This is a genomic window from Streptomyces pratensis (genome assembly GCF_037137275.1).
GTDB classification, from domain to species: domain Bacteria; phylum Actinomycetota; class Actinomycetes; order Streptomycetales; family Streptomycetaceae; genus Streptomyces; species Streptomyces pratensis_B.
Map to the genome: position 1 here is coordinate 143,691 of NZ_JBBBEN010000089.1, position 25,272 is coordinate 168,962.

21 protein-coding genes are annotated in these 25,272 nt (G+C 73.3%); 6 read left to right on the plus strand and 15 right to left on the minus strand.

The window, feature by feature from the left end; all coding sequences use genetic code 11:
- Positions 1-94: 94 nt before the first annotated feature.
- The 8 genes from V9U70_RS15350 to V9U70_RS15385 form a co-directional block, all read right to left on the minus strand.
- The gene (locus V9U70_RS15350) at positions 95-2,488 is read right to left on the minus strand and encodes a phosphoketolase family protein (protein ID WP_336675653.1); all 2,394 of its coding nucleotides are present in this window, start codon (positions 2,486-2,488) and stop codon (positions 95-97) included.
- A 72-nt stretch (positions 2,489-2,560) separates the two neighbouring features.
- Positions 2,561-3,970, minus strand: coding sequence for an NADP-dependent succinic semialdehyde dehydrogenase (locus V9U70_RS15355; RefSeq protein WP_336675654.1), 1,410 nt, complete (start codon positions 3,968-3,970; stop codon positions 2,561-2,563).
- Between the two features lie 161 nt (positions 3,971-4,131).
- Positions 4,132-4,590, minus strand: a complete 459-nt coding sequence (locus tag V9U70_RS15360) for an ATP-binding protein (protein WP_336675655.1) — start codon at positions 4,588-4,590, stop codon at positions 4,132-4,134.
- 167 nt (positions 4,591-4,757) lie between these two features.
- Positions 4,758-6,854: a xanthine dehydrogenase family protein molybdopterin-binding subunit gene (locus V9U70_RS15365; protein ID WP_336675656.1), complete on the minus strand. Its 2,097-nt coding sequence runs from the start codon at positions 6,852-6,854 to the stop codon at positions 4,758-4,760.
- Positions 6,855-6,918: 64 nt separating this feature from the next.
- Positions 6,919-7,920, minus strand: coding sequence for an FAD binding domain-containing protein (locus V9U70_RS15370; RefSeq protein WP_336675658.1), 1,002 nt, complete (start codon positions 7,918-7,920; stop codon positions 6,919-6,921).
- Positions 7,917-8,480: a 2Fe-2S iron-sulfur cluster-binding protein gene (locus V9U70_RS15375; RefSeq protein WP_336675660.1), complete on the minus strand. Its 564-nt coding sequence runs from the start codon at positions 8,478-8,480 to the stop codon at positions 7,917-7,919. The genes V9U70_RS15370 and V9U70_RS15375 overlap by 4 nt, the downstream gene beginning before the upstream one ends.
- A 72-nt stretch (positions 8,481-8,552) precedes the next feature.
- Positions 8,553-8,942 carry a hypothetical protein gene (locus V9U70_RS15380; RefSeq protein ID WP_336675833.1) on the minus strand — a complete coding sequence of 130 codons (390 nt, stop codon included), beginning with the start codon at positions 8,940-8,942 and terminating at the stop codon, positions 8,553-8,555.
- Positions 8,943-9,041: 99 nt separating this feature from the next.
- Positions 9,042-10,007, minus strand: a complete 966-nt coding sequence (locus V9U70_RS15385) for an LLM class F420-dependent oxidoreductase (RefSeq protein ID WP_336675662.1) — start codon at positions 10,005-10,007, stop codon at positions 9,042-9,044.
- Between the two features lie 88 nt (positions 10,008-10,095).
- Here V9U70_RS15385 and V9U70_RS15390 point away from each other — a divergent pair, with 88 nt between their 5' ends.
- Both V9U70_RS15390 and V9U70_RS15395 read left to right on the plus strand, forming a co-directional pair.
- On the plus strand, positions 10,096-10,428 hold the full coding sequence (locus V9U70_RS15390) for a DUF6479 family protein (RefSeq protein ID WP_336675664.1): 333 nt from the start codon (positions 10,096-10,098) through the stop codon (positions 10,426-10,428).
- Positions 10,429-10,523: 95 nt separating this feature from the next.
- Positions 10,524-11,351: a VOC family protein gene (locus V9U70_RS15395; RefSeq protein WP_336675666.1), complete on the plus strand. Its 828-nt coding sequence runs from the start codon at positions 10,524-10,526 to the stop codon at positions 11,349-11,351.
- 126 nt (positions 11,352-11,477) lie between these two features.
- Here the strand turns inward: V9U70_RS15395 and V9U70_RS15400 are convergent, their stop codons facing one another.
- From V9U70_RS15400 to V9U70_RS15420, 5 genes are all read right to left on the minus strand, one after another.
- Positions 11,478-12,053 (minus strand): DUF6328 family protein, encoded by a 576-nt coding sequence (locus V9U70_RS15400; RefSeq protein ID WP_336675668.1) that lies wholly within the window; start codon positions 12,051-12,053, stop codon positions 11,478-11,480.
- Between the two features lie 389 nt (positions 12,054-12,442).
- The gene (locus tag V9U70_RS15405; RefSeq protein WP_336675670.1) at positions 12,443-12,934 is read right to left on the minus strand and encodes a GNAT family N-acetyltransferase; all 492 of its coding nucleotides are present in this window, start codon (positions 12,932-12,934) and stop codon (positions 12,443-12,445) included.
- 30 nt (positions 12,935-12,964) lie between these two features.
- The gene (locus V9U70_RS15410) at positions 12,965-13,366 is read right to left on the minus strand and encodes a DnaJ family domain-containing protein (RefSeq protein ID WP_336675672.1); all 402 of its coding nucleotides are present in this window, start codon (positions 13,364-13,366) and stop codon (positions 12,965-12,967) included.
- A gap of 76 nt (positions 13,367-13,442) precedes the next feature.
- On the minus strand, positions 13,443-14,240 hold the full coding sequence (locus tag V9U70_RS15415) for a tyrosine-protein phosphatase (RefSeq protein ID WP_336675674.1): 798 nt from the start codon (positions 14,238-14,240) through the stop codon (positions 13,443-13,445).
- A 145-nt stretch (positions 14,241-14,385) separates the two neighbouring features.
- Positions 14,386-14,916 carry a DUF6325 family protein gene (locus V9U70_RS15420; protein ID WP_336675676.1) on the minus strand — a complete coding sequence of 177 codons (531 nt, stop codon included), beginning with the start codon at positions 14,914-14,916 and terminating at the stop codon, positions 14,386-14,388.
- Positions 14,917-15,196: 280 nt separating this feature from the next.
- Here V9U70_RS15420 and V9U70_RS15425 point away from each other — a divergent pair, with 280 nt between their 5' ends.
- The 3 genes from V9U70_RS15425 to meaB are packed head-to-tail and all read left to right on the plus strand — an operon-like array spanning position 15,197 to position 20,304.
- The gene (locus V9U70_RS15425; RefSeq protein WP_336675678.1) at positions 15,197-17,059 is read left to right on the plus strand and encodes a methylmalonyl-CoA mutase family protein; all 1,863 of its coding nucleotides are present in this window, start codon (positions 15,197-15,199) and stop codon (positions 17,057-17,059) included.
- Complete coding sequence (gene scpA, locus V9U70_RS15430; protein WP_336675680.1) at positions 17,059-19,287, plus strand: methylmalonyl-CoA mutase; 2,229 nt, start codon at positions 17,059-17,061, stop codon at positions 19,285-19,287. The genes V9U70_RS15425 and scpA overlap by 1 nt, the downstream gene beginning before the upstream one ends.
- A gap of 12 nt (positions 19,288-19,299) precedes the next feature.
- Positions 19,300-20,304: a methylmalonyl Co-A mutase-associated GTPase MeaB gene (gene meaB, locus V9U70_RS15435; RefSeq protein WP_336675682.1), complete on the plus strand. Its 1,005-nt coding sequence runs from the start codon at positions 19,300-19,302 to the stop codon at positions 20,302-20,304.
- A gap of 128 nt (positions 20,305-20,432) precedes the next feature.
- Here meaB and pgm read toward each other — a convergent pair whose 3' ends face one another.
- Both pgm and V9U70_RS15445 read right to left on the minus strand, forming a co-directional pair.
- A complete protein-coding gene (pgm, locus tag V9U70_RS15440) occupies positions 20,433-22,079 on the minus strand; it encodes a phosphoglucomutase (alpha-D-glucose-1,6-bisphosphate-dependent) (protein ID WP_336675684.1) in 1,647 nt (548 codons plus the stop codon).
- A gap of 211 nt (positions 22,080-22,290) precedes the next feature.
- Positions 22,291-23,343, minus strand: coding sequence for a chitinase (locus tag V9U70_RS15445; protein ID WP_336675686.1), 1,053 nt, complete (start codon positions 23,341-23,343; stop codon positions 22,291-22,293).
- A gap of 188 nt (positions 23,344-23,531) precedes the next feature.
- Between V9U70_RS15445 and V9U70_RS15450 the strand changes: the two genes are divergently transcribed.
- Positions 23,532-25,241: a hypothetical protein gene (locus tag V9U70_RS15450; RefSeq protein WP_336675835.1), complete on the plus strand. Its 1,710-nt coding sequence runs from the start codon at positions 23,532-23,534 to the stop codon at positions 25,239-25,241.
- Positions 25,242-25,272 lie beyond the last annotated feature (31 nt).

The following is a 25,272-nucleotide window of genomic DNA, read 5'->3' on the forward strand; positions in this document are numbered from 1 at the left end:
GGGGGGCTTCTCTCCGTCGGGGCGGGCGTCGCCGCCCATGATCGCCCATGGGCCGTGACGGCACGACGGCGCCCGACGGGGGCGGCGGGACGCGTCAGCCGCCGCCCCACTCCCACTCCACGACCTCCGGCAGATCCGTGCCGTGCTCGCGAACCCAGGCGTGGTGGCGCGTACGGGCGTCCGCCATCGCCTGGCGCACGGCGACCGCGCGGACGCCCAGGCCGGGCACCCGGTCGATGACGTCCATGACCAGCCGGAAGCGGTCCAGGTCGTTGCGCACGACCATGTCGAACGGCGTGGTCGTGGTGCCCTCCTCCTTGTAGCCGCGCACATGCAGGTGGGGGTGGCCCGCGCGGCGGTAGGCGAGCCGGTGGATCAGCCACGGGTATCCGTGGTAGGCGAAGACGACCGGCCGGTCCCGGGTGAACAGCGCGTCGTACTCGAAGTCCGGCATGCCGTGCGGGTGTTCCTCGTGCGGCATCATGCGGGCGATGTCGACGACGTTGACCACCCGCACGGCCAGCTCCGGCAGGTGACGGCGGAGCAGGTCGGCGGCGGCCAGCGTCTCCTGGGTGGGCACGTCTCCGGCACAGCCGAGGACGACGTCCGGCTCCCTGCCTCCGTCCTCGGTGCCGGCCCACTCCCAGACCCCCGCCCCCCGGGCGCAGTGGGCGCGGGCCTCCTGCGGGGTCAGCCAGTCGAAGGTGGGTTGTTTCCCGGCCACGATGACGTTGACGTAGTCCCGGCTGCGCAAGGCGTGGTCGGCGACGGAGAGCAGGGTGTTGGCGTCCGGGGGGAGGTAGACGCGGACGACTTCGGGGCTCTTGTTGAGGATGTGGTCGACGAAGCCCGGGTCCTGGTGCGAGAAGCCGTTGTGGTCCTGGCGCCAGACATGTGAGGTGAGCAGGTAGTTGAGCGAGGCGATCGGCCGCCGCCAGGGCAGTCGGCGGGAGGTGCGCAGCCATTTGATGTGCTGGTTGACCATCGAGTCGACGATGTGGGCGAACGCCTCGTAACTGGAGAAGAGCCCGTGCCGGCCGGTGAGCAGATAGCCCTCCAGCCAGCCCTGGCAGAGGTGTTCGGAGAGCACTTCCATGACCCGGCCGTCGCGGGCGAGGTGTTCGTCGGTGGGGAGCGTCGAGGCCTGCCAGGCCTTGCCGGTCGCCCGGTAGAGGGCGTCCAGCCGGTTGGAGGCGGTCTCGTCGGGGCCGACCACCCGGAAGTCCCTGCGCCGGTCGGTGGCGCGCATGACGCTCTCCAGGTAGCCGCCGAGCACTTTGGTGGGTTCGTGGAGGGAGGCGCCGGGCCGCTCGACCGGTACGGCGTGGTCCTCCGGGGCGGGCAGCGGAAGGTCACGCAGGAGGAGGCCGCCGTTGGCGTACGGGGTAGAGCCGAGCCGGGCGTTCCCCTCCGGCACACAGGCGAGGACGGTTTCGGTGGGGCGGCCGTCGGCGTCGAAGAGCTCCTGCGGCCGGTAGGAGCGCAGCCAGGCCTCCAGCTGCCGCAGATGTGCGGGGTTCTCCCGGACGCCGGGGAGCGGCACCTGGTGGGAGCGCCAGGTCCCCTCGACGGGAAGTCCGTCGACCTCCTCGGGGCCGGTCCAGCCCTTGGGGGTGCGCAGCACGATCATGGGCGGGCGGGGGCGCTCGGCGCTCCGGTCCTCGCGGGCCGCCCGCCGGCAGGCGTCGACGCGGTCCAGGGCGGTGTCCATCGCGGCGGCGAAGGCCCGGTGGACGGCGGCCGGGTCGTCGCCGGTGACGTACAGGGGGTCGTGGCCGTAGCCGCGCAGCAGCTGGTCGAGTTCTTCCTCGGGGAGCCGGGCGAGGACGGTCGGGTTGGCGATCTTGTAGCCGTTGAGGTGGAGAACCGGCAGGACCGCTCCGTCGTGCACGGGGTCGAGGAACTTGTTCGCGTGCCAGGAGGCGGCGAGCGGCCCGGTCTCGGCCTCGCCGTCGCCGATCACACAGGCGACCAGCAGGTTGGGGTGGTCGAAGGCGGCCCCGTAGGCGTGGGCCAGGGCGTATCCCAGCTCGCCGCCCTCATGGATCGACCCGGGTGTCTCGGGGGCGACGTGGCTGGGCACGCCGCCGGGGAAGGAGAACTGCCGGAACAGCAGCCCCATGCCCGCGGCGTCCCGGCCGACGTCCGGGTAGGTCTCCGTGTAGCTGCCTTCCAGCCAGGAGTTGGCGAGGACGGCCGGCCCGCCGTGGCCCGGCCCCCAGACGCACAGGGCACTCAGCCGGCGGGCCTTGACGACACGGTTGAGGTGGGTGTGGACCAGGTTGAGCCCGGGCGAGGTGCCCCAGTGGCCGAGCAGCCGCGGTTTGACGTCCTCGGGGACGAGCGGCCGGGTCAGCAGGGGGTTGGCCATCAGGTAGATCTGGCCTGCGGCGAGGTAGTTGGCGGCACGCCAGTGCGCGTCCAGGGCGGCCAGCTCGTCGTCGGGCAGGGTGCGGGGGCCGTCGGTCGGTACGGATGCTTCGGTCACGGAGGAGGTCTCCTTGTCGCACGCGTTCGCGAGGGGGGCGGGCGGGGCCCCGCCGAGGCGGCGGGGCCCGTCTCACTCCTCGGGGCCGTACCAGAGGGTGGTGGCGTTGCAGAACTCGCGGATGCCGTGCCCGGCGAGTTCACGGCCGTATCCGGAGCGCTTGACCCCTCCGAAGGGGAGGGCGGGGTGCGATGCCGTCATGCCGTTGAAGAACACCCCGCCGGCCTCCAGGTCGCGGGCGCAGCGCTCGCTCTCGGCCGGGTCGCGGGTCCAGACGTTGGAGCTGAGGCCGAAGGGGGTGTCGTTGGCCAGGTGGAGGGCCTCGTCGAGGTCGGCGACCCGGTAGAGGGTGGCGACCGGTCCGAAGGTCTCCTCGCGGTGGATGCGCATGGCGGGGGTGACACGGGCCAGGACCGTGGGCTCGTAGAACCAGCCGTCGCGCAGGCCGCGGGCGAGTTCCTCGGGCCTGCGGCCGCCGCACAGCACCTCGGCGCCCCGCTCGACGGCGTCGTCGACCAGTTCCTCCAGGTCCGCGCGTCCCTGTTCGGTGGAGAGCGGTCCGATGTCGGTGGACTCCTCCAGCGGGTCTCCGACGGTCAGGGCGCGCATGCCCGCGGTGAAGTGCTCGGCGAAGGTGTCGTACACGTCGGTGTGCACGATGAACCGCTTGGCCGCGATGCAGGACTGGCCGTTGTTCTGGACGCGTGCGGTGACGGCGGTGGCGGCGGCCTTCTCCACGTCCGCGGAGGGCAGGACGAGGTAGGGGTCGCTGCCGCCGAGCTCCAGCACGGTCTTCTTCACCTCGTCGCCGGCGGTGGCGGCGACGGAGCGGCCCGCCGGTTCACTGCCGGTGAGGGTGGCCGCGGCGACCCGGGGGTCCCGCAGAACCGCTTCGACGGCGCTGGAGCCGATGAGCAGCGTACGGAAGCAGCCCGCCGGGAATCCGGCCCGGTGGAAGAGGTCCTCCAGGTAGAGGGCGGTCTGCGGGACGTTCGAGGCGTGCTTGAGGAGGCCGACGTTGCCGGCCATCAGGGCGGGGGCCGCGAAGCGCACCACCTGCCAGAGGGGGAAGTTCCACGGCATCACGGCGAGCACGACGCCGAGGGGCCGGTAGCGGACGAGGGCGCGCGAGGCGCCGGAGTCGTGCACGTCGTCGGGGTCGGGGTGCTCGTCGGCGAGCAGCCCTTCGGCGTGGGCGGCGTACCAGCGCATGGCCTTCGCGCACTTGGCCGCCTCGGCGCGGGCCGCCGTGACGGGCTTGCCCATCTCGACGGTCATGGTGCGGGCGACGGTGTCGCGCTCCTCGTCGAGGAGGTCGGCGGCCCGGTTCAGCCAGGCCGCCCGCCGGTCGAAGGCAGTGGTGCGGTACTGGCGGAAGGTGTCCGCGGCCGCCGCGATCCTGCGCTCGGTCTCCTCCTCTCCGTGGGCGTCGAAGGACGTGATCAGTTCGCCGTTCGCGGGATTGACCGTCGCGATGGGCATGGCAGTGGCCTCCTTGCATCGGTATGTCGACCGTGCCGCGTGGCACCGGTCCGCGCAACGCGGTCCTTGCCCGGCGCGTACCCGGCCGGCGCGGATCATGCGTGCCGGACGGGCACGTTCCGCGTCGGCCGGGCAGGGCCGTCCCCCCGGGCCCCCGAGGCCTACAGGAGCGCCGCGAGAGGCGCGGGCCGGGACGTGCGGGCACCGGGCAGCGGTGTGCGCGGAAGCAGGGGCGCCGCGTGCGGCGCCTCGGCATAGCGGGTGAACCAGACCACTTTGCCGGCCTCGGTCCGGCAGGTGCCCCAGCTGTCGCTCAGGGCCATGACCCGGCTCAGGCCGCCCCCGGCCGGCAGCAGCTTCGGCATCCGGAAGCTGCTGTCGGCGACGGAGACGGTGACGCGCCGTCCGGTCCAGTGGAGCTCGACGACGCACGCGTCGCCGGCGCCCACGTGCCGGTGGACGTTGGACAGGAGTTCGTCCAGGGCCCGGCACACCGGCCGGACGTGCAGGTCGAGACTCCAGTGACGAAGGTGCGCGGCGACGATGCGCCGCACCGGGGATACGCGTTCTGCCGACACTTGCAGTTCGACCGAGCGGTGCCGGTCGAGTGGAACGGTCATCGTCGAGGCTCCTCACCACGAGGCTCACGTGCTTCACCCCGCCGTACGGACGACCCCCGAACACGAAGCGTGAGCGTCAATCACTTCTGGGTCACTCATTAGGGTGACCCGGGAGCTCCGGGCCCGCAACAGGGGGACCGTTCTGCCTGGTGGGAAGGGGCCGATGGTCAGAGCAGGTAGGGCAGCACCGTGTCCGGGGTGAGGGGGAGGTCCCGCAGCCGCGCGCCGGTCGCGTGGCGCACCGCGTTGCCGATGGCGGCGGCGGTGCCGACGATCCCGATCTCGCCGATGCCCTTGCTCCCCATCGGGTTCAGGTGGCGGTCGTCCTCGTCGATCCAGTGCGCCTGGATGTCGGCCGTGTCGGCGCAGACGGGCACGTGGTAGGAGGCGAGGTCCTTGGCGACGAAGTCCCCGAAGACCGGATCGATGGCGGAGCCCTCGGTGAGCGCCATGCCGATGCCCATGATCATGCCGCCGGTGAACTGGGAGCGCGCGGTCCGCGCGTTGAGGATGCGCCCGGCGGCGTACACGCCGAGCAGCCGGCGTACGCGGACCTCGCCGGTGACGGAGTCGACCGCCGTCTCGGCGAAGTGGGCGCCGAACGCGTGCCGGGCGTACGGGGAATCGGCGGCGGTCTCCTCCTCGGTGTCGGCTCTGGCGGTGAGCCCGCCGGCGGGGAGCGGGCCGGTGTGCGCGGCGATCCGGGCAGCCAGCTCCGTGGCGGCCTTGTGCACCGCCCAGCCCCAGGAGGCGGTGCCGGACGAGCCGCCCGCCAGGGGGGCGGTGGGCAGGTCGGTGCTGCCGATCGCGATCCGGACGGCGTCCGGGTCCGTGCCGAGCGCGTCGGCGGCGATCTGGGCCAGCACGGTGCGGGCCCCGGTGCCGATGTCGGTGGCGTTGACCTCGACGCGGAAGGCGCCGCCTCCGTCGGTGGCGGCGCTCGCGGAGGAGCGGGAGACGAGGACCGGATACGTCGCCGCCGCGACGCCCGTGCCGAGGAGCCACCGCCCCTCCTGGCGGGCGGCGGGCCGGGGATCGCGGTCGTGCCAGCCGAACCGCGCCGCGCCCTCGCGCAGGCAGGCGGCCAGACCGCGGCTGCTGAAGGGGCGGCCGCTGTCGGGTTCGGTCTCCGGCTCGTTGCGCAGTCGCAGCTCCACGGGGTCGAGCCCGAGCGCGCAGGCGAGTTCGTCCATGGCGGATTCCAGGGCGTACATCCCGGAGGCCTCGCCCGGGGCACGCATCCAGGAGGGCGTCGGCACGTCGAGGGCGGCGACGCGGTGCGTGGTGCGGCTGTGCGGTGAGGCGTACATGACGCGGGCGGGTACGGCCGCCTGCTCGACGAACTCCTTCACGGTGGAGGTCTGGGTGACGACCTCGTGGCTGACCGCGGTGAGCACGCCGTCGAGCCCGGCGCCGAGCCGGACCCGCTGCACGGTGGGCGCCCGGTGCCCGACGACCTCGGCCATCTGGTTCCGCGGGAAGACCAGTGTGACCGGCCTGCCGGTGTGCCGGGCGGCCATCGCGGCCAGGACGGGCTGGGGGCGGGTGGTGCCCTTCGAGCCGAAGCCGCCTCCGACGTGCTCGGACACGACGGTGATCCGGTCCCGGTCGAGCCCGAGGGCGCGGGCGAGGCTCTCGCGCACGGGCGTGGCCCCCTGGCTGGAGTCGTGGACGGTCAGATGCCCGTCCGCCCACTCGGCCGTGGCGGCGTGCGGCTCCATCGGATGGTTGTGCTGCGCCTCCATCCGGTACGTCGCGTCGATCCGCACCGGGGCCTGGGCCAGCGCGCGGTCCACGTCGCCGCGCTCGCGGACGGCCGGCTGGCCGCCGTTGGCCTCCTCGGGGGTGTAGAGCCCCGGGTGGTCGCCGGTGAGGGTCACGTCGTGCTCGTCGCGTTCGTAGGAGACCAGCAACCGCCCGGCCCCCGTCCGGGCCGCTTCGAGGCTCTCGGCGAGGACGAGGGCGATCGGCCAGCCGTGGTGCGGAACCCGGTCGTCCTGGAGCACCCACAGGATCGGGTCGTCGGGCTCCTTGAGCCTCGGCGCGTTGTCGTGGGTGAGCACGGTGTGGACCCCGGGGACGGCCAGCGCGTCGACGGCCCGGACGGCGACGACGCGCCCGGCGGCCACGGTGGCCGGCACAGGCCAGGCGTACAGGCAGTCGGGCGGGGCGACGTCGGCCGCGTAGCGTGCGGCGCCGGCGACCTTGTCCCGCGCCTCTCTGCGGACGACGGGCGCACCGGGGAACTGCGGGGCGTGGGTCATGGCGGTGGGTCCTCGGGTCGGTGGGGGCCCGGCGGGCGGCCGGACCTTCGGGCCTCGCGGGGGGTCAGCCGGTCGGGGCGCTCTGCCGGCCGGTCAGCTCGCCGAGCACGTCGAGGGCGAGACGGCGGGCGAGGTCCACTTTGAAGGCGTTGTCGCGCAGCGGCCGGGCCTGCGCCAGTTCCGCGTCCATGGCGCGGGCGAAGACGGCGGGGGCGGCCTGCGCCCCCAGCAGCTCGGACTCGGCCCGCCGGGCCCGCCAGGGCCGGTGCGCGACGCCGCCGAAGGCGAGGGCCGCGTGGGCGATCCGCCCGGCCTCCACCCGGACGACCGCCGCGACGGACACCAGGGCGAAGGCGTACGAGGCCCGGTCGCGGGCCTTGCGGTAGCGGGAGCGCGTGCCCTGTGCCGGGGGCGGGAGGACCACCTCCGTGATCAGTTCGCCGGGTCGGATCACGGTGTCCTGGTCCGGGTTCCGCCCCGGCAGCCGGTGGAAGTCGGTGAGGTGGACAGCGCGTTCCCCCTCGGGGCCGAGCAACAGCACGGTGGCGTCGAGCGCCGCCAGGGCCACGGCCATGTCGGACGGGTTGGTGGCCACGCACTCCTCGGAGTGTCCGAGGACGGCGAGGTCGCGGTGGACGCCCTCGCGGGCGGGGCAGCCCGTGCCCGGCAGCCGCTTGTTGCAGGGCTTGGAGACGTCCTGGAAGTAACGGCACCGGGTGCGCTGGAGCAGGTTGCCGCCGGTGGTGGCGGTGTTGCGGAGCTGCCCGGAGGCCCCGGCCAGCAGAGCCTGGGACAGGGCCGGGTAGTGCTCGCGTACGTCGGGGTGGGCGGCGAGGTCGCTGTTGCGCACGGTGGCGCCGATGCGGAGGCCGCCGTCCGCTGTCCGGGTCACCGACTCCAGCGGCAGCCCCGCGACGTCGACGAGGAGGCGGGGCGTCTCGACGCCCAGTTTCATCAGGTCCACCAGGTTGGTGCCGCCGCCCAGGAACCGGGCGTGGGAGCCGGCCGCACAGAGCCGCACGGCTTCGTCGGCGGAGGTGGGGCGCACATAACCGAAGGGCTTCACGGGGTCACGTCCTCGATGGCTTCGACGATGCGCGGGTAGGCCCCGCACCGGCACAGGTTGCCGCTCATCCGTTCCCGGATCTCGTCGGCGTCGAGGTCCGCCGCTCCGCCGGGCGGCGTGCCCGGGGCGGTGGCGTGGGAGGGGAAGCCGTCGGCCGCCTCCTTGAGCATGCCGACGGCCGAGCAGATCTGGCCTGGGGTGCAGAAGCCGCACTGGAGGGCGTCCCGCTCGACGAAGGCGCGTTGCAGGGGGTGCGGCGCCTCGCCGTCGGCCAGCCCTTCGACGGTGGTGATCTCGGCGCCGTCCTGGGAGACGGCGAGCAGCAGGCAGCTGTTGACCCGCCGTCCGTCGACCAGGACCGTGCAGGCTCCGCACTGGCCGTGGTCGCAGCCCTTCTTCGCTCCGGTGAGGCCGAGCCGGTCCCGAAGCGTCTCCAGGACGGTGGTGCGGTGGTCGAGCGTCAGCGTCACCGTCTCGCCGTTGACGCACAGGGTCACCGGGGAGCGTTCGTCGGCCACCGGTTCGGGGTCGGGTTCCACTCCGAGGGCGAGGGAGTCCATGCGTGTGCCTTTCACTTCGCTGCGGGGCCCGTCACCCGTGCCGGGTACTGCCGCCGCGGGACGGCCGGGGCTTCAGCGGCTCTCCAGCCGCAGCCTGACCTCCTCTTCCTGGTCGCCGGCCGCCGTGCCGACGACGCTCACGGCGAAGGCCCCGGTGAGGTGGTCGCGCAGCCGGTCGACGGCCCGGTAGCCGCCCTGGGCCTCCACGGTGACCGGGGCGGAAAGGCGGGCGGGGGCGGGGGCGGCCCTCGGGGCGGACACGTCGACGGTGGTGACCCAGACGGTCGGGCGGGGGCCCTCGGTCTGTTCGGGCGTCTCGCCCATCGGGTGGTCGGACGCGAAGCCCGCCGCGAGGACGTCGAACACGGTCCGCGCGTCCTGGGTGTCGCACCGACTGAGGGAGACGACCACCTCCCCGGCCGCCGACTGGTCCGTGCCGTTCTGCTCGGATGTGCTGTTCACCATGGTTCCTTCCACTGGAGGCGCCGACCGGGGGGGATCACTCCGGAGCGCCCCGCGTCCGGTCGGCGTGCTCGGTTCCGGGTCCCCGCGCGCGTATCGCTAGAGATCGCGCAGAGCGGGCAGAAGAGCGGTCTCGGCCCACTCGATGAAGGAGCGCTGATGTCCGCCGCCCACCTGGACGAGCGCGATCTCGTCGAAGCCCGCGTCGGTGTAGGCGCGCACCGCTTCGACGAACTCGTCGACGTCCTGCCCGCACGGGATCGCCGAGGCCACGTCCTCGGGGCGGACGTACTGGGTGGCCTGGTCGAAGGCGGCGGTGCCGGGCAGTTCGGAGTTGACCTTCCAGCCCCCCACCGACCAGCGGAACTGCTCGTGGGCCCGGGCGACGGCGGCGTCCCGGTCGGGGTCGTAGCAGACCGGGAGCTGGCCGACCCGGGGCTTGCCGGCGCCGCCGTGCCGGTCGAAGGCGTCGAGCAGGGGACGCTTGGGCTCGGTCGCGATCACCAGGTCCGCGTGGGCTCCGGCGATCTTGCAGGAGAGCGGTCCGGAGACCGCCACGCCCACCGGCACCGGCGTCTCGGGCAGGTCCCACAGCCGGGCGCTCTCCACGTCGAAGTGGGCGCCGTGGTGGTTGAGGGTTTGCCCCTCCAGCAGCGGCCGGATGACCTCCAGAGCCTCTTCGAGCATCTCCAGCCGTACGTGCGGGGCGGGCCAGCCACCGCCGACGACGTGCTCGTTGAGGTTCTCGCCGGAACCGAGGCCGAGCCGGAAGCGGCCCTCTGCGAGGATCTGCACCGTCGCGGCCTTCTGCGCGACGACGGCGGGGTGGTAGCGGGTGGTCGGACAGGTCACGTACGTCATGAGGCCGATGCGCGAGGTGGCCTGGGCCGCCGCGCCCAGCACCGCCCAGGCGTACGGGGCGTGTCCCTGCTCCTTGAGCCAGGGGAAGAAGTGGTCGGAGGTGACCGAGAAGTCGAAGCCCGCCGCCTCGGCGGCCACCACGTCGCCGACGAGCTCTCGCGGGCCGGTCTGTTCCGTCATCATCGTGTAGCCGATTCGCACCATACGAAACGCTTTGCCAATGAGATGGCTATAAAACATGAATTGCTGTGAATAGCTGACTGACACCCGTCTCCCGGGGTAGGCGGATCACATGGACGTTCTCAATGGAGTAGAAGTTTTGGCCGCGGTCCAGCTCGCGGACGGCACCGGCGCCCTCGGGGTCTTCCTGCCGATCGCGGCCCTCGCGGTCGTCGCGGTTCTGATCGGCGGATTCATCCTCGGAAAGCGCAAGCGTGACGCCGAGTCGCCGCCGCCCCGCCCGGAGGAGCAGCCCCAGAAGCCCGACCGGCGCACCCATATCGACCAGCACGACCCCCACGGCTCGGACCGGTTCCCCGAGGACGGCCACGCTCTGTCGCCGTACGAGTTGAAGGACCACGGCAACGGGCCCCTGCCCCCCGACACGGACACGCCGCGCGGCTGACCGGCTCGGTTGCGAGGCCCGGCGGGCGGGACGAGGCTGGTTGCCGGGCCGCGGCGGCCGCGCCGGGGCCTTCCCCCGAAGAAGGCAGTGGACCCATGACCGGAAGCGAACCTCGTACGGCCCCGTCGGCGGCGCCGCTGACCGGCCCGGCGGCGCCGTGCTGGGTCACTCTCATGACCCGGGACCTGGAAACCGCCCAGCGGTTCTACGCACAGGTGCTCGGCTGGTCGTTCCGCCCCGGACGGCTCGGGTCGGACTTCTCGGTGGCCCGGCGCGGTGAGGTACCTGTCGCCGGGTTCGTCACGGTCTCCTCCGCCTACCGGGTCGCGGTGGCCTGGATGCCCTACTTCTCCGTGGACGACGCGGATGTGGCCGCCGCCCGGGTCCGCGAGCGCAGCGGGACGGTTGCGGTGGGCCCGCTGACGCTGGGCAAGGGGCGCGGGGTGCTGGCGTCGGACCGGGACGGGGCGACCTTCGGTCTGTGGGAGCGCACCCCCCCCTCCCTCTCGCAACCGGCCCCGGACGACCACGCGCACGCCTGGCTGCGGCTGAGGACCCGCAACGCCTTCGACGCGGCGATCTTCTACGGCGAGGTACTCGACTGGGCGAACGGGCAGCCCGGATGCTGCGACGTGGCGTACGAGGGCGACGAGGTCATCGTGCGGTGCGAGGGGCGGCCGCTCGCCCGGATCAGCTCCGGGGCCGTTGAGTCGGCGGTCGATCCCCTGGTGCGCCCGCACTGGCAGGTGCAGTTCCCGGTGGCGGACGTCGCGGAGACCGTCGCAGCGGCCCGGCGGCACGGCGGCGCGGTCGTCGAGGAGCGCGGGGGGCTCGGGGGCACGGAGGTGACGCTGCGCGACCCGGACGGCGCGCTCTTCGCGGTGACCGATGTGCGCACACCGCTGGACCCCGGGGCGCGGTAGGGGGGCGGCCTGCCCTGAAGGGGGACGGCCCTGATCCGTCGACTCCCCGCAGCGGCCGACTCTCCCGGTCCGCCCGGCACCCCGCCTCGCAGCGTCCCTTCCTTCGCGGCGCCGGCGCCGGGGCCCTCAGCGGCGCGGGTCCCCGGCCTGTCCGGCGGCCGGCGGCTCGTCGCCGTCCCCCTCCTCTTCGTCGCTCGGACGCTCACCGCCCGCTTGCTCGCCGTTCGGTTCTGAGCGGCCCCGGGTAAGGGCCCAGACGGGGAAGACGAACCAGCAGATCATGAACCACAGGGCCATGGCGGCGACCAGCCACAGGGCGAACTGGCTGTGCAGAGCCAGCCGCAGGATCAGCAGAAGCGTCGAGCACATCGTGCAGAAGAGCAGCGCGAGCCCGAGGACGGTCAGCCGTGACGCCCAGACGACCGTCTGGGGCTTCAACCGGCGGCCGGTGAGGAGCCGGTGGTACGAGACGGGGCCGATGAGGGCTCCGGCGGTCGCGGAGCCCAGCATGACCGTGACCACGTAGATGTTCCGGTCGGTGGTCCCCAGCTCCTCGAACCGCGACTGGAAGACCACGGCGAGCAGGAAGCCGAAGAGGATCTGCACCCCGGTCTGGGCGACGCGCAGTTCCTGGAGGAGTTCGGACCACTGACGGTCGGCCCGCTCCTCCTGGGTCTCCTGACGGCCCTTCCTGGTCGTCACGCGGTCTCCTTTCCTCGTCGAGAGCCTGCGGCGAAGGCACTGCCCCGCCAATGGCCGGGTCCCACGAGTGCCCCGCGCTCACGCGCGCATTCCCCAGGGCCGGTTCTCGCGGCGTCCCAGGGGCCGCGCCGCAGGGCGCCGTGCGTCGGTCACCGGCCGGGGGCAGCCGCCGGAGGCAGCCCGTGGGGCGCCCGCCGGAGGCGTTCCACCGTGTCCGTCGGGTTGCCTCACACCCTCGTTCATGTCCGGGACGGCCGCGAGTCCGCCGGCTTTCCGGCGGGCCTGCCGAGTCCGACGGCCGAAGGGGGCCCCTTACGGCGGCCGCAGCCGCCGGAACACCACGTTTCCCGGGCCCCGGGCGGGCGGCTCGCGGCCGGGCCCTTCCCGCGTCAGCCGGTCCGGAGCAGCAGCTCGGGCCGGTCCCACATCACGGCGGGCGGGTCGGCCCGGACCGTGCCGACGGGTTCGGCCCCCACGCTGCGGTAGAAACCCTCGGCGGGCGGGTGGGAGACGATCCGGACGCCGGTCAGACCGGCGCTCCGGGCCTCCTCGCGCAGATGGCCGACGAGCAGGCGGCCGATGCCGAGCCCCTGGGCCGTGTCGGCGACGAACAGCAGGTCCAGCTCGGGCGGGTTGAGGAGCAGCGCGTAGAAGCCGAGGATCTGGCCGGTGCCGCGGTCCGCGGCGACGAACACCGGGTGCGCCTCGATGTAGTCGGGCCCGACCCGGTAGCCCTGGACCATCGGCGCGTACGGGCCCTCGTAGGCGCGGGAGGTCCGGACCAGCCGGGTCAGCCGTCCGGCGTCGCCCGCCACGGCACGGCGGATCACGACGCCACCTCGTCGCGGGGAGCGCCCCCGCCCCGTCCTGCCCGATCCCATACGGTGAGTATCGCGCACCGCCGGGGCCGTTCAGGCCCGGCGGTCGGCGCGCCAGCGGCGGACGGTCTGCTCGACGTCGAAGGGCTTCAGGGCGAGCGGCGGGCCCTCAGGGGGCATCCTCAGGGCCCGCTCGATCTTCTCGTTCACCTGGGTCACGATCTGTCGCACCTCGGCCTCGGTGCGGGCCGCGGACACCGCTTCGGGGACGTCCTCCGCCTCTTTGCGCAGAGCCAGCGCGGGCGGCAGCATCGACACGCCCTCCCGCCGCATCTTCTGCTTGATCCACCAGGCCTCGTCGTACGGGCGGTCCAGACCGGCGATCGGCCGGCCGAAGCCCGGCAGCCGGGAGAAGTCCCCGCGCTGCTCGGCCTCGTGGATCTGCTGGTCGACCCAGGACTCGAAGCTGACCCCCGGTGGTTTCCGCTCGGTCATCCTGTGCCCCTTCGGTCCGCCGGAAGCCTGGCGTCTTCACGATACAAGAGCCTATCCTCGCTGGGCCGTTCGGCGTTCAGCCGCCGATGACCAGACCCTCGCGCAGCCGCTCCAGCGCGGCGTCGGGCACCCGCAGCCCGTCGCGCACATAGCCGTCGAGCCCACCCCAGCGTTCGTCCATGGCGTCGAGCGCCACTTCCAGGTAGCGGGGGCGCACCTCGACGACGGCCGCCGCGACGACCGGGTCCCCTCCCCCGTCGAGGAACTTCTGGACCGACGGGGCGAAGGCGGCCCGTACCGCGGGATTCACCGCGAGGAAGTCCGAGCGCACGGTGGCGCGGGGCGCTCCCAGGATCATCAGCAGGACGGCCGCCCCCCAGCCGGTGCGGTCCTTGCCCGCCGTGCAGTGGAAGAGCACCGGGCGCGCGCCGGGGTCGGCGACGGTCTCCAGGAAGGCCCGGTAGGCGGCCGCCGCTCCGGGCGAGAGCACCATCTTGCGGTAGGTCTCGGCGAACAGTTCCTCTGCCCGGCCGTTGCCCAGCGCGCGCTCCGCCTCTGCCGGGTCGGCGAGCAGGGAGCGCAGCCGGGCGGGCGCCACGCCGGGGTGGTCGCCGAGCACGTCGGCGACGAAGAGCCGGGCCCTCTCCGGCAGCCGGTCGGGGGCCCACTGCCGCTCGTCGGCGGTGCGCAGGTCCACGACGGTGCGCAGGCCCAGCGCGGCGACCGCGCGGTCGCCCTGCGGGTCGAGGTCGCTCAGCTGCCCCGCGCGGAACAGGACGCCCTGCCGCACCCGGCGGCCACGGCCCAGGTCGATGCCGCCCAGGTCGCGCAGGTTGACGACGGTGGCGGTCGGGACGGTCCGGGCTGTCTGCACGATGAGCTGCCTCTTTCCCGAGGAATTCCAGAAATTCCGTATCAGGATCAACGTCGCACGCGGCGCGGAGAGTGGCCACGGAGCTCGCCGGGCGCCGCCTCGAAAGGCTCGGCCCGGACACCAGTCCGAGGGGAGAGCCCTCACCTCAGTCCGACAGGAGTTTCGTCTTCTGCTGGACGAACTCGGCATCGCTGAGCACGTCCCGTTTCCACAGTTCGGCGAGCCGCTCCAGCCGGGTGATGATGTCCTCGTCAGTCTCCGCAGCCCCGCCCTCCACCGCCATCGCCTCCCCCTGAGCGCCGAGGCGCTCGTGCGCGACGAAGACGCCGCCCGCCTCCCGGACGGCGCGAGCCAGCGGCGTGGCCCACAGGTCCTCCCGGACGACGAGCGCGGCCGCGTCCCCGCGCGGCACACTCGCATCGAGCACCCGGACGTCATCGTCCCCCAGCTCCGGCGCCTCCCCCTCCCCGGCCCCGGCGGCCAGGTCGGCCTCCGGGGCGAGGTCGCGCGGTTCCGCCCGGACCAGTGCGCCGCCCTCAGTGCGGCGCACATAGGCCAGGTCGCCGGCGCGCACGGCACCGGACGCGACGGCGCCGGCGAGGACGGGGGCGACGGCCCCGGCGAAGCGGCTGCCGGGAAAGGCGATGACGAGGTACTCCAGGGGGCCGACGGCCACGGTCGCGTCCTCTCCGCTTCCCGGCGTCCGTGAGCACGCCGGGGTGGATACGGGCATTCCAGGGATGGCAGAAGAATCCAGGCAACTGAACACATAATATGCATCAATAGGCTGATTCATCCCGTTGGTGAGCCTCGTCGTGTTGCGCCCCGCTCAGCCGCGATGCCCGCTACAGGGCTGTCCAGAAGGGATCACGCACTATGTCCGCAGCCACCCGCGAGGGCAAGATCACAGCAGCTGCCCCTGCTGCTCGTTCCACGCCCTGCCCTAGCATCTGACCATGACGGTCCAGCCTGCTGACGGGCTCTCTCCGGCCGCCGCGTTCCCCGACCCCTCCCATGACCAGTGGCAGAGCCTCGTCGAAGGCGTACTGCGCAAGTCGGGCAAGGAAGTCTCGGGATCGGCCGCCGAGGAAGCGCTGTCCACCACACTTGAGGACGGGCTCACCACCCGCCCCCTCTACACCGCACACGACAGCTCGCCGGACACCGGCTTTCCCGGCTTCGCCCCCTTCACCCGGGGCAGCAGGCCCGAGGGCAACGCCGCGGGCGGCTGGGACGTGCGCCAACGCCACGCCCACACCGACCCCGCCCGCCTCAACGAGGCGGTGCTCGGCGACCTGGAGAACGGGGCCACCTCGCTCTGGCTCACCGTGGGCGGTCCTACGGGCGTTCCCGCCGAGGCGCTCACCCGCGCGCTGGACGGCGTGTACCTCGACCTCGCGCCCATCGCCCTCGACGCCCCCACCGACGTGGAGGCCGCGGCGACGGCGCTGCTCCGGCTGTACGAGGAGCGCGGCGTCCCCCGGAGCGAGGCACGCGGCACCCTGGGCGTCGACCCGCTGGGCCACGAGGCCCGGACGGGCACAGAGGCCGACCTCACCACCGCGGTGCGCTGGGCGCGCGAGTGCGAGGAGCGGTACCCGGAGCTGCGGGCCATCGCCGTGGACGCGCTGCCGTACCACGAGGCGGGCGGTTCCGCCGCAGAGGAACTCGGACTCTCCCTGGCCACCGCCGTCGCCTATCTGCGGGCGCTGACCGGCGCCGGGATGAGCGTGGAGGCGGCCTGCGGGCAGATGGAGTTCCGGTACGCGGCCACCGCCGACCAGTTCCTGACCATCGCCAAGCTGCGCGCGGCACGCCGGCTGTGGGCCCGGGTCGCCGAGGCCTCCGGGGCCCCCGGGGCCGGGGCCCAGCGCCAGCACGCCGTCACCTCGCCCGTGATGATGACCCGTCGCGACCCGTGGGTGAACATGCTGCGCTGCACGCTCGCCACCCTGGGCGCGGGCGTCGGCGGCGCGGACTGTGTGACGGTGCTGCCGTTCGACCACGCGCTGGGCATGCCGGACGCGTTCGCCCGCAGGATCGCCCGGAACACCTCGACGATCCTGATGGAGGAGTCCCACCTCGCGCGGGTCATCGACCCGGCGGGCGGCTCCTGGTACGTGGAGCGGCTGACCGACGAACTCGCCACGGCCGCCTGGGCGTTCTTCCAGGAGACCGAGCGCGCGGGGCGGCTGCCCGCCGCCCTGCGCTCCGGCATGGTCGCCGAGCGGCTCGCCGCCACCTGGGCGGCGCGCAGTGCGGAGCTGGCACGGCGCAAGGAGCCGGTGACCGGGGTGAGCGAGTTCCCGCAGCTCACCGAGGTCCCCGTGCGGCGCGAACCGGCCCCCGACCCCTACGCGGGGGCTTCGGGCGGCCTGCCCCGGGTCCGGCGGGACGAGGCCTTCGAGGTGCTGCGCGCCCGGTCGGACGCACACCTCGCGGCGACGGGCGCGCGCCCGAAGGTCTTCATCGCCGCCCTGGGGCCGGCCGCCGCGCACACCGCCCGGGTGTCGTTCGCCGTCAACCTCTTCGGCGCCGGCGGCATCGAGGCGGTGCACGACCCGGTGTCGGTGGACGCGGACACGGCCGCCGACGCCCTGGCCGCCTCCGGGGCGAGGGTCGCCTGCCTGTGCTCCTCGGACGCGCTGTACGCCGAGCAGGCGGAGCCGGTGGCCGGTGCGCTCAGGCAGGCGGGAGCGGCGCAGGTGTTCCTCGCCGGCCGGCCCGGCGAGCACGCGGGCGTCGACTCCTACGTCTTCGCGGGCTGCGACGCGGTCGCCGTTCTCACCTCCGTACTCGACCGCATGGGAGTGGCGTGATGACGACATCGCCCACGGAACAGAATCCGACCGTCCCCGACTTCTCCGCGCTCGCGCTGGAGTCCTCCGCCGCCCCGGCCGGTTCCGTCGCGCAGTGGGAGGCCTCTGCGGCGAAGGCCGCCGAGGACTCGGGCACGGACCTGCTCTGGGAGACCCCCGAGGGCATCACGGTCAAGCCGCTCTACACGGGCGAGGACCTCGAAGGCCTGGACGCGCTGCACTCCTACCCCGGCATCGCCCCGTATCTGCGGGGGCCCTACCCGACGATGTACGTCAACCAGCCCTGGACGATCCGCCAGTACGCCGGGTTCTCCACCGCGGAGGAGTCCAACGCCTTCTACCGGCGCAACCTCGCGGCCGGGCAGAAGGGGCTGTCGGTCGCCTTCGACCTGCCGACGCACCGGGGGTACGACAGCGACCACCCGCGGGTGACCGGCGACGTCGGCATGGCGGGCGTGGCCATCGACTCGATCTACGACATGCGCCGGCTGTTCGACGGCATTCCGCTCGACCGCATGTCGGTGTCGATGACGATGAACGGCGCGGTGCTCCCCGTGCTGGCCCTGTACATCGTGGCCGCAGAGGAACAGGGCGTGCCGCCGGAGAAGCTGGCCGGAACCATTCAGAACGACATTCTGAAGGAGTTCATGGTCCGCAACACCTACATCTATCCGCCGTCGCCCTCGATGCGGATCATCTCCGACATCTTCGCGTTCACCTCGCGCAAGATGCCCCGCTACAACTCCATCTCCATCTCCGGCTACCACATCCAGGAGGCCGGGGCGACGGCCGACCTGGAGCTGGCGTACACACTGGCCGACGGGGTGGAGTACCTGCGCGCCGGCCGTGAGGCCGGGCTGGACGTCGACGCGTTCGCACCTCGTCTGTCGTTCTTCTGGGCGATCGGCATGAACTTCTTCATGGAGGTCGCCAAGTTGCGGGCGGCCCGCCTGCTGTGGGCCCGGCTGGTCGGGCAGTTCGATCCGAAGAACCCCAAGTCACTTTCTCTGCGCACCCATTCGCAGACCTCGGGCTGGTCGCTGACCGCGCAGGACGTGTTCAACAACGTGACGCGGACGTGCGTGGAGGCGATGGCCGCGACGCAGGGGCACACCCAGTCGCTGCACACCAACGCCCTGGACGAGGCGTTGGCGCTGCCCACCGACTTCTCCGCCCGGATCGCCCGCAACACGCAGCTCCTGCTCCAGCAGGAGTCCGGGACCTGCCGGGTCATCGACCCGTGGGGGGGCAGCGCGTACGTGGAGAAGCTGACCCGCGACCTGGCGGACCGCGCCTGGCAGCACATCGAGGAGGTCGAAGCCGCAGGCGGGATGGCGAAGGCCATCGACGCGGGCATCCCCAAGCTCCGGGTGGAGGAGGCCGCCGCCCGTACGCAGGCGCGGATCGACTCCGGCCGGCAGCCGGTGATCGGGGTGAACAAGTACCGGGTGGAGACCGACGAGAAGATCGACGTGCTCAAGGTCGACAACTCCTCGGTGCGGACCCAGCAGATAGAGAAGCTGCGGCGGCTGCGCGAGGAGCGCGACGAGGCGGCGTGCCAGGCGGCTCTTACCGCCCTGACGGCCGCGGCCGGGCGGGACCCGGGCCCGGAGCTCGAAGGCAATCTGCTGGCGCTGGCGGTCGACGCGGCGCGGGCGATGGCCACGGTCGGGGAGATCTCCGACGCGCTGGAGAAGGTGTACGGGCGGCACGCGGGACAGATCCGTACGATCTCCGGCGTGTACCGCAAAGAGGCAGGAGAGTCCCCCTCGGTGGACCGCACCCGCAAGCTGGTCGAGGCGTTCGAGGAGGCGGAGGGGCGCAGGCCGCGCATCCTGGTCGCCAAGATGGGTCAGGACGGCCACGACCGGGGCCAGAAGGTGATCGCCACGGCCTTCGCCGACCTGGGCTTCGACGTGGACGTCGGCCCGCTGTTCCAGACGCCCGGCGAGGTGGCGCGGCAGGCCGTCGAGGCCGACGCGCACATCGTGGGCGTCTCCTCGCTGGCGGCCGGGCATCTGACCCTGGTGCCGGCGCTGCGCGAGGAACTGGCCGCGGAAGGCCGCGAGGACATCATGATCGTGGTGGGCGGGGTGATTCCGCCGCAGGACATCGAGGCCCTGCACGAGGCGGGCGCGGCCTCGGTGTTCCCGCCGGGGACGGTGATCCCGGACGCGGCCCATGACCTGGTCACCCGGCTGGGCGCCGCGCTCGGCCACGAGCTGTGAGCCGCTGAGCGGATGGCTGCGAAGATCGACATCGACGGTTACGAGCGAGGAGTGCTCGACGGCAGGCGGGCGTTCGTGGCCCGCGCGATCACCCTGGTCGAGTCGACCCGTGCCGAACACCGGGTGCTGGCCCAGCAGTTGCTGAGCCGACTGCTGCCCCACGCGGGAGCCGCCCGGCGGATCGGCATCAGCGGGGTGCCGGGCGTGGGCAAGTCCACGTTCATCGACGCGCTCGGCACGATGCTCACGGGGCTCGGTCACCGGGTGGCGGTGCTGGCCGTCGACCCGTCCTCCAGCCGCACCGGCGGCTCCATCCTGGGCGACAAGACCCGGATGGAGCGGCTCGCGGTCGACCCGGCCGCCTTCGTCCGCCCCTCCCCCACCGCGGGGACGCTGGGCGGGGTGGCGAAGGCGACGCGGGAGTCCATCGTGGTGATGGAGGCGGCGGGTTACGACGTGGTCCTGGTCGAGACGGTGGGCGTGGGGCAGTCGGAGACGGCGGTGGCCAACATGGTCGACACGTTCCTGCTGCTGACCCTGGCGCGCACCGGCGACCAGTTGCAGGGCATCAAGAAGGGCGTGCTGGAGCTGGCGGACGCCATCGCGGTGAACAAGGCGGACGGTCCGCACGAACGCGACGCCCGCTCGGCGGCCCGCGAGCTGGCGGGCGCCCTGCGGCTGATGCACCCGTCGGACGCGGCGTGGACTCCTCCGGTGCTCACCTGCAGCGCGCGGGAGTCGACGGGCCTGGACACGCTCTGGGAACGTCTGGAGCAGCACCGGGCGGTGCTGGAGGCCTCCGGGCGGCTGGCGGCCAAGCGCCGCGACCAGCAGGTCGACTGGACCTGGACGATGGTCCGGGACGAGTTGCTGGACAGTCTGCACCGGCACCCGGTGGTGCAGGAGCTCGCGCCCGAGCTCGAACGGCGAGTGCGGGAGGGGACGTTGACGGCGACGCTGGCCGCCGAGGAGATCCTCGGCGTGTTCCGCGCGGGCGGGGCCGGCGCGCCCGGCTGACGCCGGTCCGCCGGGCCGCGGCCAAACGGGCCGGTGTGAGGGCGCTTGCCGCGCCTGCGCTCGGCGGCGTCCCGCGGTCGTCGGGGCCGCCCGTGCGCCCCCGACGACCGCCCTGCCCCGAGCAGGCCCTACCGGGCGTCGCCGAGCGCTTCCGCGACCAGGGAGCGGGCTTCTTCCTGGACCCGGGCGAGGTGGTCGGGGCCCTGGAAGCTCTCGGCGTACACCTTGTAGACGTCCTCGGTGCCCGAGGGGCGGGCGGCGAACCAGGCGCTGTCGGTGCAGACCTTGAGTCCGCCGATCGCCGCTCCGTTGCCGGGGGCCTCGGTGAGCACGGCGGTGACGGGCTCTCCGGCCAGGGTGTCGGCCTTGACCTGCTGCGGTGAGAGCCGCGCCAGCACCGCCTTCTGCTCACGGGTGGCGGGCGCGTCGATGCGGGCGTAGGCCGGGTCGCCGAAGCGGGTGGCGAGGCGTGCGTAGTGCTGGGAGGGGGTGGACCCGGTGACGGCGGTGATCTCGGAGGCCAAAAGGGCCAGCAGGATGCCGTCCTTGTCCGTTGTCCAGACCCGGCCGTCGCGGCGCAGGAACGAGGCGCCGGCGGACTCCTCGCCGCCGAAGCCGAGACTGCCGTCGAAGAGCCCGTCGACGAACCACTTGAAGCCGACCGGGACCTCCACCAGGGGGCGGCCGAGGTCGCGGGCGACCCGGTCGATCATCGAGGAGGAGACCAGGGTCTTGCCGACGCCGGTGCCGGTGGCCCAGCGCTCCCGGTGGGTGTAGAGGTAGTCGATGGCGACGGCCAGGTAGTGGTTGGGGTTCATCAGGCCGCCGTCGGGGGTGACGATGCCGTGCCGGTCGGCGTCGGCGTCGTTGCCGGTCGCGATCGCGTACTTCTCGCGCTGCCCGATCAGCGAGGCCATGGCGTAGGGCGACGAGCAGTCCATGCGGATCTTGCCGTCCCAGTCCAGCGTCATGAACCGCCAGGTCGGGTCGGCCAGCGGGTTGACCACGGTGAGGTCGATCCGGTGCCGCTCGGCGATCCGCCCCCAGTACGCGACGGACGCGCCGCCGAGCGGGTCCGCGCCGATGCGCATCCCGGCGTCCCGTACGGCGTCGAGGTCGAGCACGGAGGGCAGATCGTCGACGTAGGCGGTGAGGAAGTCGTGCCGGTGGGTGGTGTCGGCCGCCAGCGCGCGGGCGTACGGGATGCGGCGGACCTCGCCGAGCCCGGCCTCGATGAGGGCGTTCGCCCGGTCCTGAATCCAGGAGGTGGCGCCGGACCCGGCGGGTCCCCCGTTCGGCGGGTTGTACTTGAAGCCGCCGTCGGCGGGCGGGTTGTGCGACGGGGTGACCACGATGCCGTCGGCGAGGCCCTCGCCGCGCCCGCGGTTGTACGTCAGGATGGCGTGCGAGACGGCGGGGGTCGGAGTGTAACCGTCCTCTCCGTCGATCAGGGCGGTGACTCCGTTGGCGGCGAGCACCTCCAGAGCGGTGGCACGGGCGGGCTCCGACAGTGCGTGGGTGTCGGCGCCGAGGTACAGGGGCCCGTCGGCGCCCTGCCGGGCCCGGTAGTCGCAGATCGCCTGGGTGGTGGCGGCGATGTGGTCGTCGTTGAACGCGGCGGCGAGCGCGGAGCCGCGGTGGCCCGAGGTGCCGAAGGCGACCCGTTGGGCGGGCTCGGCCGGGTCGGGGTGCAGGGTGTAGTAGGCCGTCACCAGCCGTGCCACGTCGACCAGGTCCGCGGACTGCGCCGGCTGTCCGGCCCGTTCGTGCGCCATCGGGTCTCCTCGTACATCGCGTCGTCGGCCGGCCCGCGGGGGGACGGGCCGGCGCACCGGAAGAACGATCATCCCGGTCCGTACCCGATTCTGTCCTCCCGCCGGCCCCGGTGCGCGATCGGTTCACGCCTTCCTCGTGTCGCGCCCCGGCCCGCCCGGCCTTCGCTCCCCCGGCCGGAGGGGCGCGGGACGGGGGCCGGGCGGACGCCGTTCACCGGCCCTGAAGGGCCTTCACGTTGTCTCCGAAGGTCCAGCCACGGGAGCCGTCCCAGTTCAGGGACCAGGTCATCAGCCCCTTGAGCGCGCCCCCGTAGTGGTTCCACGCCTGGGAGACGAGGCCGGCGGACATGTGGCCGCCACCGGCCCCGGGCTGCGCGGGGAGGCCGGGGACCTGCTTGTCGTAGGGCACCTTGACGGTCGTGCCCTGGATGACGAGCCCGTCGTTGAGGCAGTCCGTCTGGGCCACGAAGCCGGCGACGGAGCCGGCGGGGTAGGAGTCGCCGGAGCAGCCGTACATGCTGCCGTTGTAGTACTGCATGTTCAGCCACCACAGCCGGCCGTTGTCCGCGTACTTCTTGATGACGGGCAGGTAGGCGCCCCAGATCGAACCGTAGACGACGCTGCCGCCGGTGACGTACGCCGTCTCGGGGGCCATGGTGAGGCCGAAGTTCGGGGGCATCGCGGCGAGGACGCCGTCGATGATGCGGATGAGGTTGGCCTGTGAGGCGGACAGCCGGTTGATGTCGCCGGTGCCGACGAGGCCGGTCTCGATGTCGATGTCGATGCCGTCGAAGTTGTACTTCTTCAGGATCGGGACCACCGTTTCGACGAACCGGTCGGCCACCGTGCCGGAGCTGAGGTCGATGCCCGCGGCGGCGCCGCCGATCGACATGAGGGCGGTGAGGCCGGAGGCCTTGGCTCGGCACATCTCGGCGGGGGTGGCGACCTTGACGGTGCGGTCCATGCCGTCCTCCCACAGGACGGTGCCGTCGGGGCGGATGACGGGGAACGCCGCGTTGACGACGGTGTAGCCGTGTGCGGTGATCCGGGAGTCGGTGACCGGAATCCAGCCGAGCGGCGGGTGCACCCCGTTGGCCGCGCCGTCCCAGTTCTCCCAGTAGCCCTGGAGCACCTTGCCCGCGGGCTTCGACTTGACCGCACAGGTCTCGTCGGCGGCGGCCTGCGGCGGCGCGGCTCCGACCAGCACCGGTACGACGAGGGCCGCGGCCAGTCCGAGCCGCAGCAGCCGTGATGTCCTGCCCATGACACACACCCTTCCCTGTCCGGGTCCGCCGCGCCGGCACGAAGGGTTCGCACCGCCGACTCAATGTCGTGACCCTGTCAAAAAGTAAATTGGTCCAGACCTGACGTCAAGAGGTCTGGACCAAGCCTCCGTCCGAGGGCGGGCCGCCATCGCCCGAAGGCCGATGCCCGTAGTCTTTCGGGGTGGCCATGCACGCGAGCTCGCCCCTGCGCGTCCCGGTCGGGGCCGACGCCGAGCGGTGGAGCACCTTCCGGGGCGAGAAGACCCTGGTCGTAGCGGCCCGCACGGTGACCTCGACCGTCCGGGTCCTCGAATGTCTGCCCGCTCTGCTGCGGGGCGACGGCCGGGTGACGGTCGTCTTCGCGCACGACCCCACGTCCGCGTTCAACGACGGGGTGCTGGAACTCCTGCACGACGCCGGCTGCCGGGTGATCCCGTGGGAGCAGCTCGGCGACGCCGAGCCCGACCTCATCCTCACCGCCAGCGAGAACATCGAGGTCCCCGAGGGCCGCTGCCCCGTCCTCGTGCTGCCGCACGGCATCGGCTTCCAGAAGCAGGTGCCGGACTCGCGGGGACCGCGCGAGAGGCTGTCCGGCGTCGTGCCGGACAGCCTGCTGGAGTCCGGTCGCGCGTGGCTGGCCGTCTCGCATCCCGGCCAGGAGCGCCAGTTGCTCTCCTCCCACCCGAAGGCGGCCGGACGGACGCTGATCGTGGGCGACCCGTGCTACGACGAACTGCTCCTCAGCGCCGGCCGGGCGGGCGCGTACCGGCAGGCGCTCGGGGTGCCCGCAGGGCACCGCCTCGTGGTCCTCAGCTCCACCTGGGGCCGCACCTCGCTGATCGGCCGCGACCCGCGACTGGCCGCCCGGATGCTGGCCGCCCTGCCCTACGACGAGTTCCGGGTGGCGGCGATCCTCCACCCCAACGTCTGGGCGGGGCACGGTTCCTGGCAGATCCGCACCCTCCTGGCCCCCGCTCTGGACGCCGGTCTGATGCTGATCCCGCACATCCACGCCTGGCGGCCCGCCCTGGTCGCCGCGGACGTCGTGGTGGGCGACCACGGTTCGGTGACCCTGTACGGAGCGGCGCTCGGCAAGCCGGTCCTGCTGGGAGCCTTCGGCAGCGAGGCCGTCGCGGGGACGGCCGTGGCCGCGCTCGGCCGGGCGGCGCCCCGCCTCGACGCACGGGGCGACGTGCACGAGCAGATCACGTCCGCGCTCACCGGGCAGGCCCCGGGCCGGTACGCCGCGGTCACCGAGGGCGCGTTCGACCGGCCGGGGCGGGCCCTGGCACGGCTGCGCACCGCGCTCTACCGGTTGCTGGACCTCACGGAGCCGGGAGCCGCCGCCCCGCCCGACCGGTGTCTGAGCGAGCCCGGGGCGACGGGGGCGGCGGTCACCGCCTGGCAGGTCACCACCGACGTGGCACCGGGCGCCCTCACCGTACGCAGGCAGCCCGCGGCCGTCTCGCGGGGCCAGGAGGCCCAGGGAGAGGACGAGGAGGCCGGTCGCTTCAGCCATCTGGCGTGCGACGAGCGGGAGCGGGACCGCGCGCTGCTGGAGAGCGCCTCCGTGGTGCTGCGGAGCGCCCCCGCCCCTTCCTCGACGGCCGCGCTCCGGTGGATCGAGGACGCGTTGGAGCGCTGGCCGGGGTGCCGGGTCGCGGCGGCCGCCCTGCGCGGCGGCGGCCACCTGGCCGGGCTGCGTGACGGCCGTGTCGTCGAGGCGGCCGTGACCGGCCCCGCGACCGGCCCGGGGCCGGTCGCCGCGGTCGTCTACGCCTCCCTGCGAGCCGGCGCTCCGCTGGGAGACGCCCTGGTGGGTCTGCGGGTCGGCACGCGCGAAGAGGACGTGGCGCTCCGGCTGCGTCCGCGGCCCACGGGCAGCGCGCCGGCCTGAGAGAACGGCGGCACGCGCCCGTCGGCCGGAG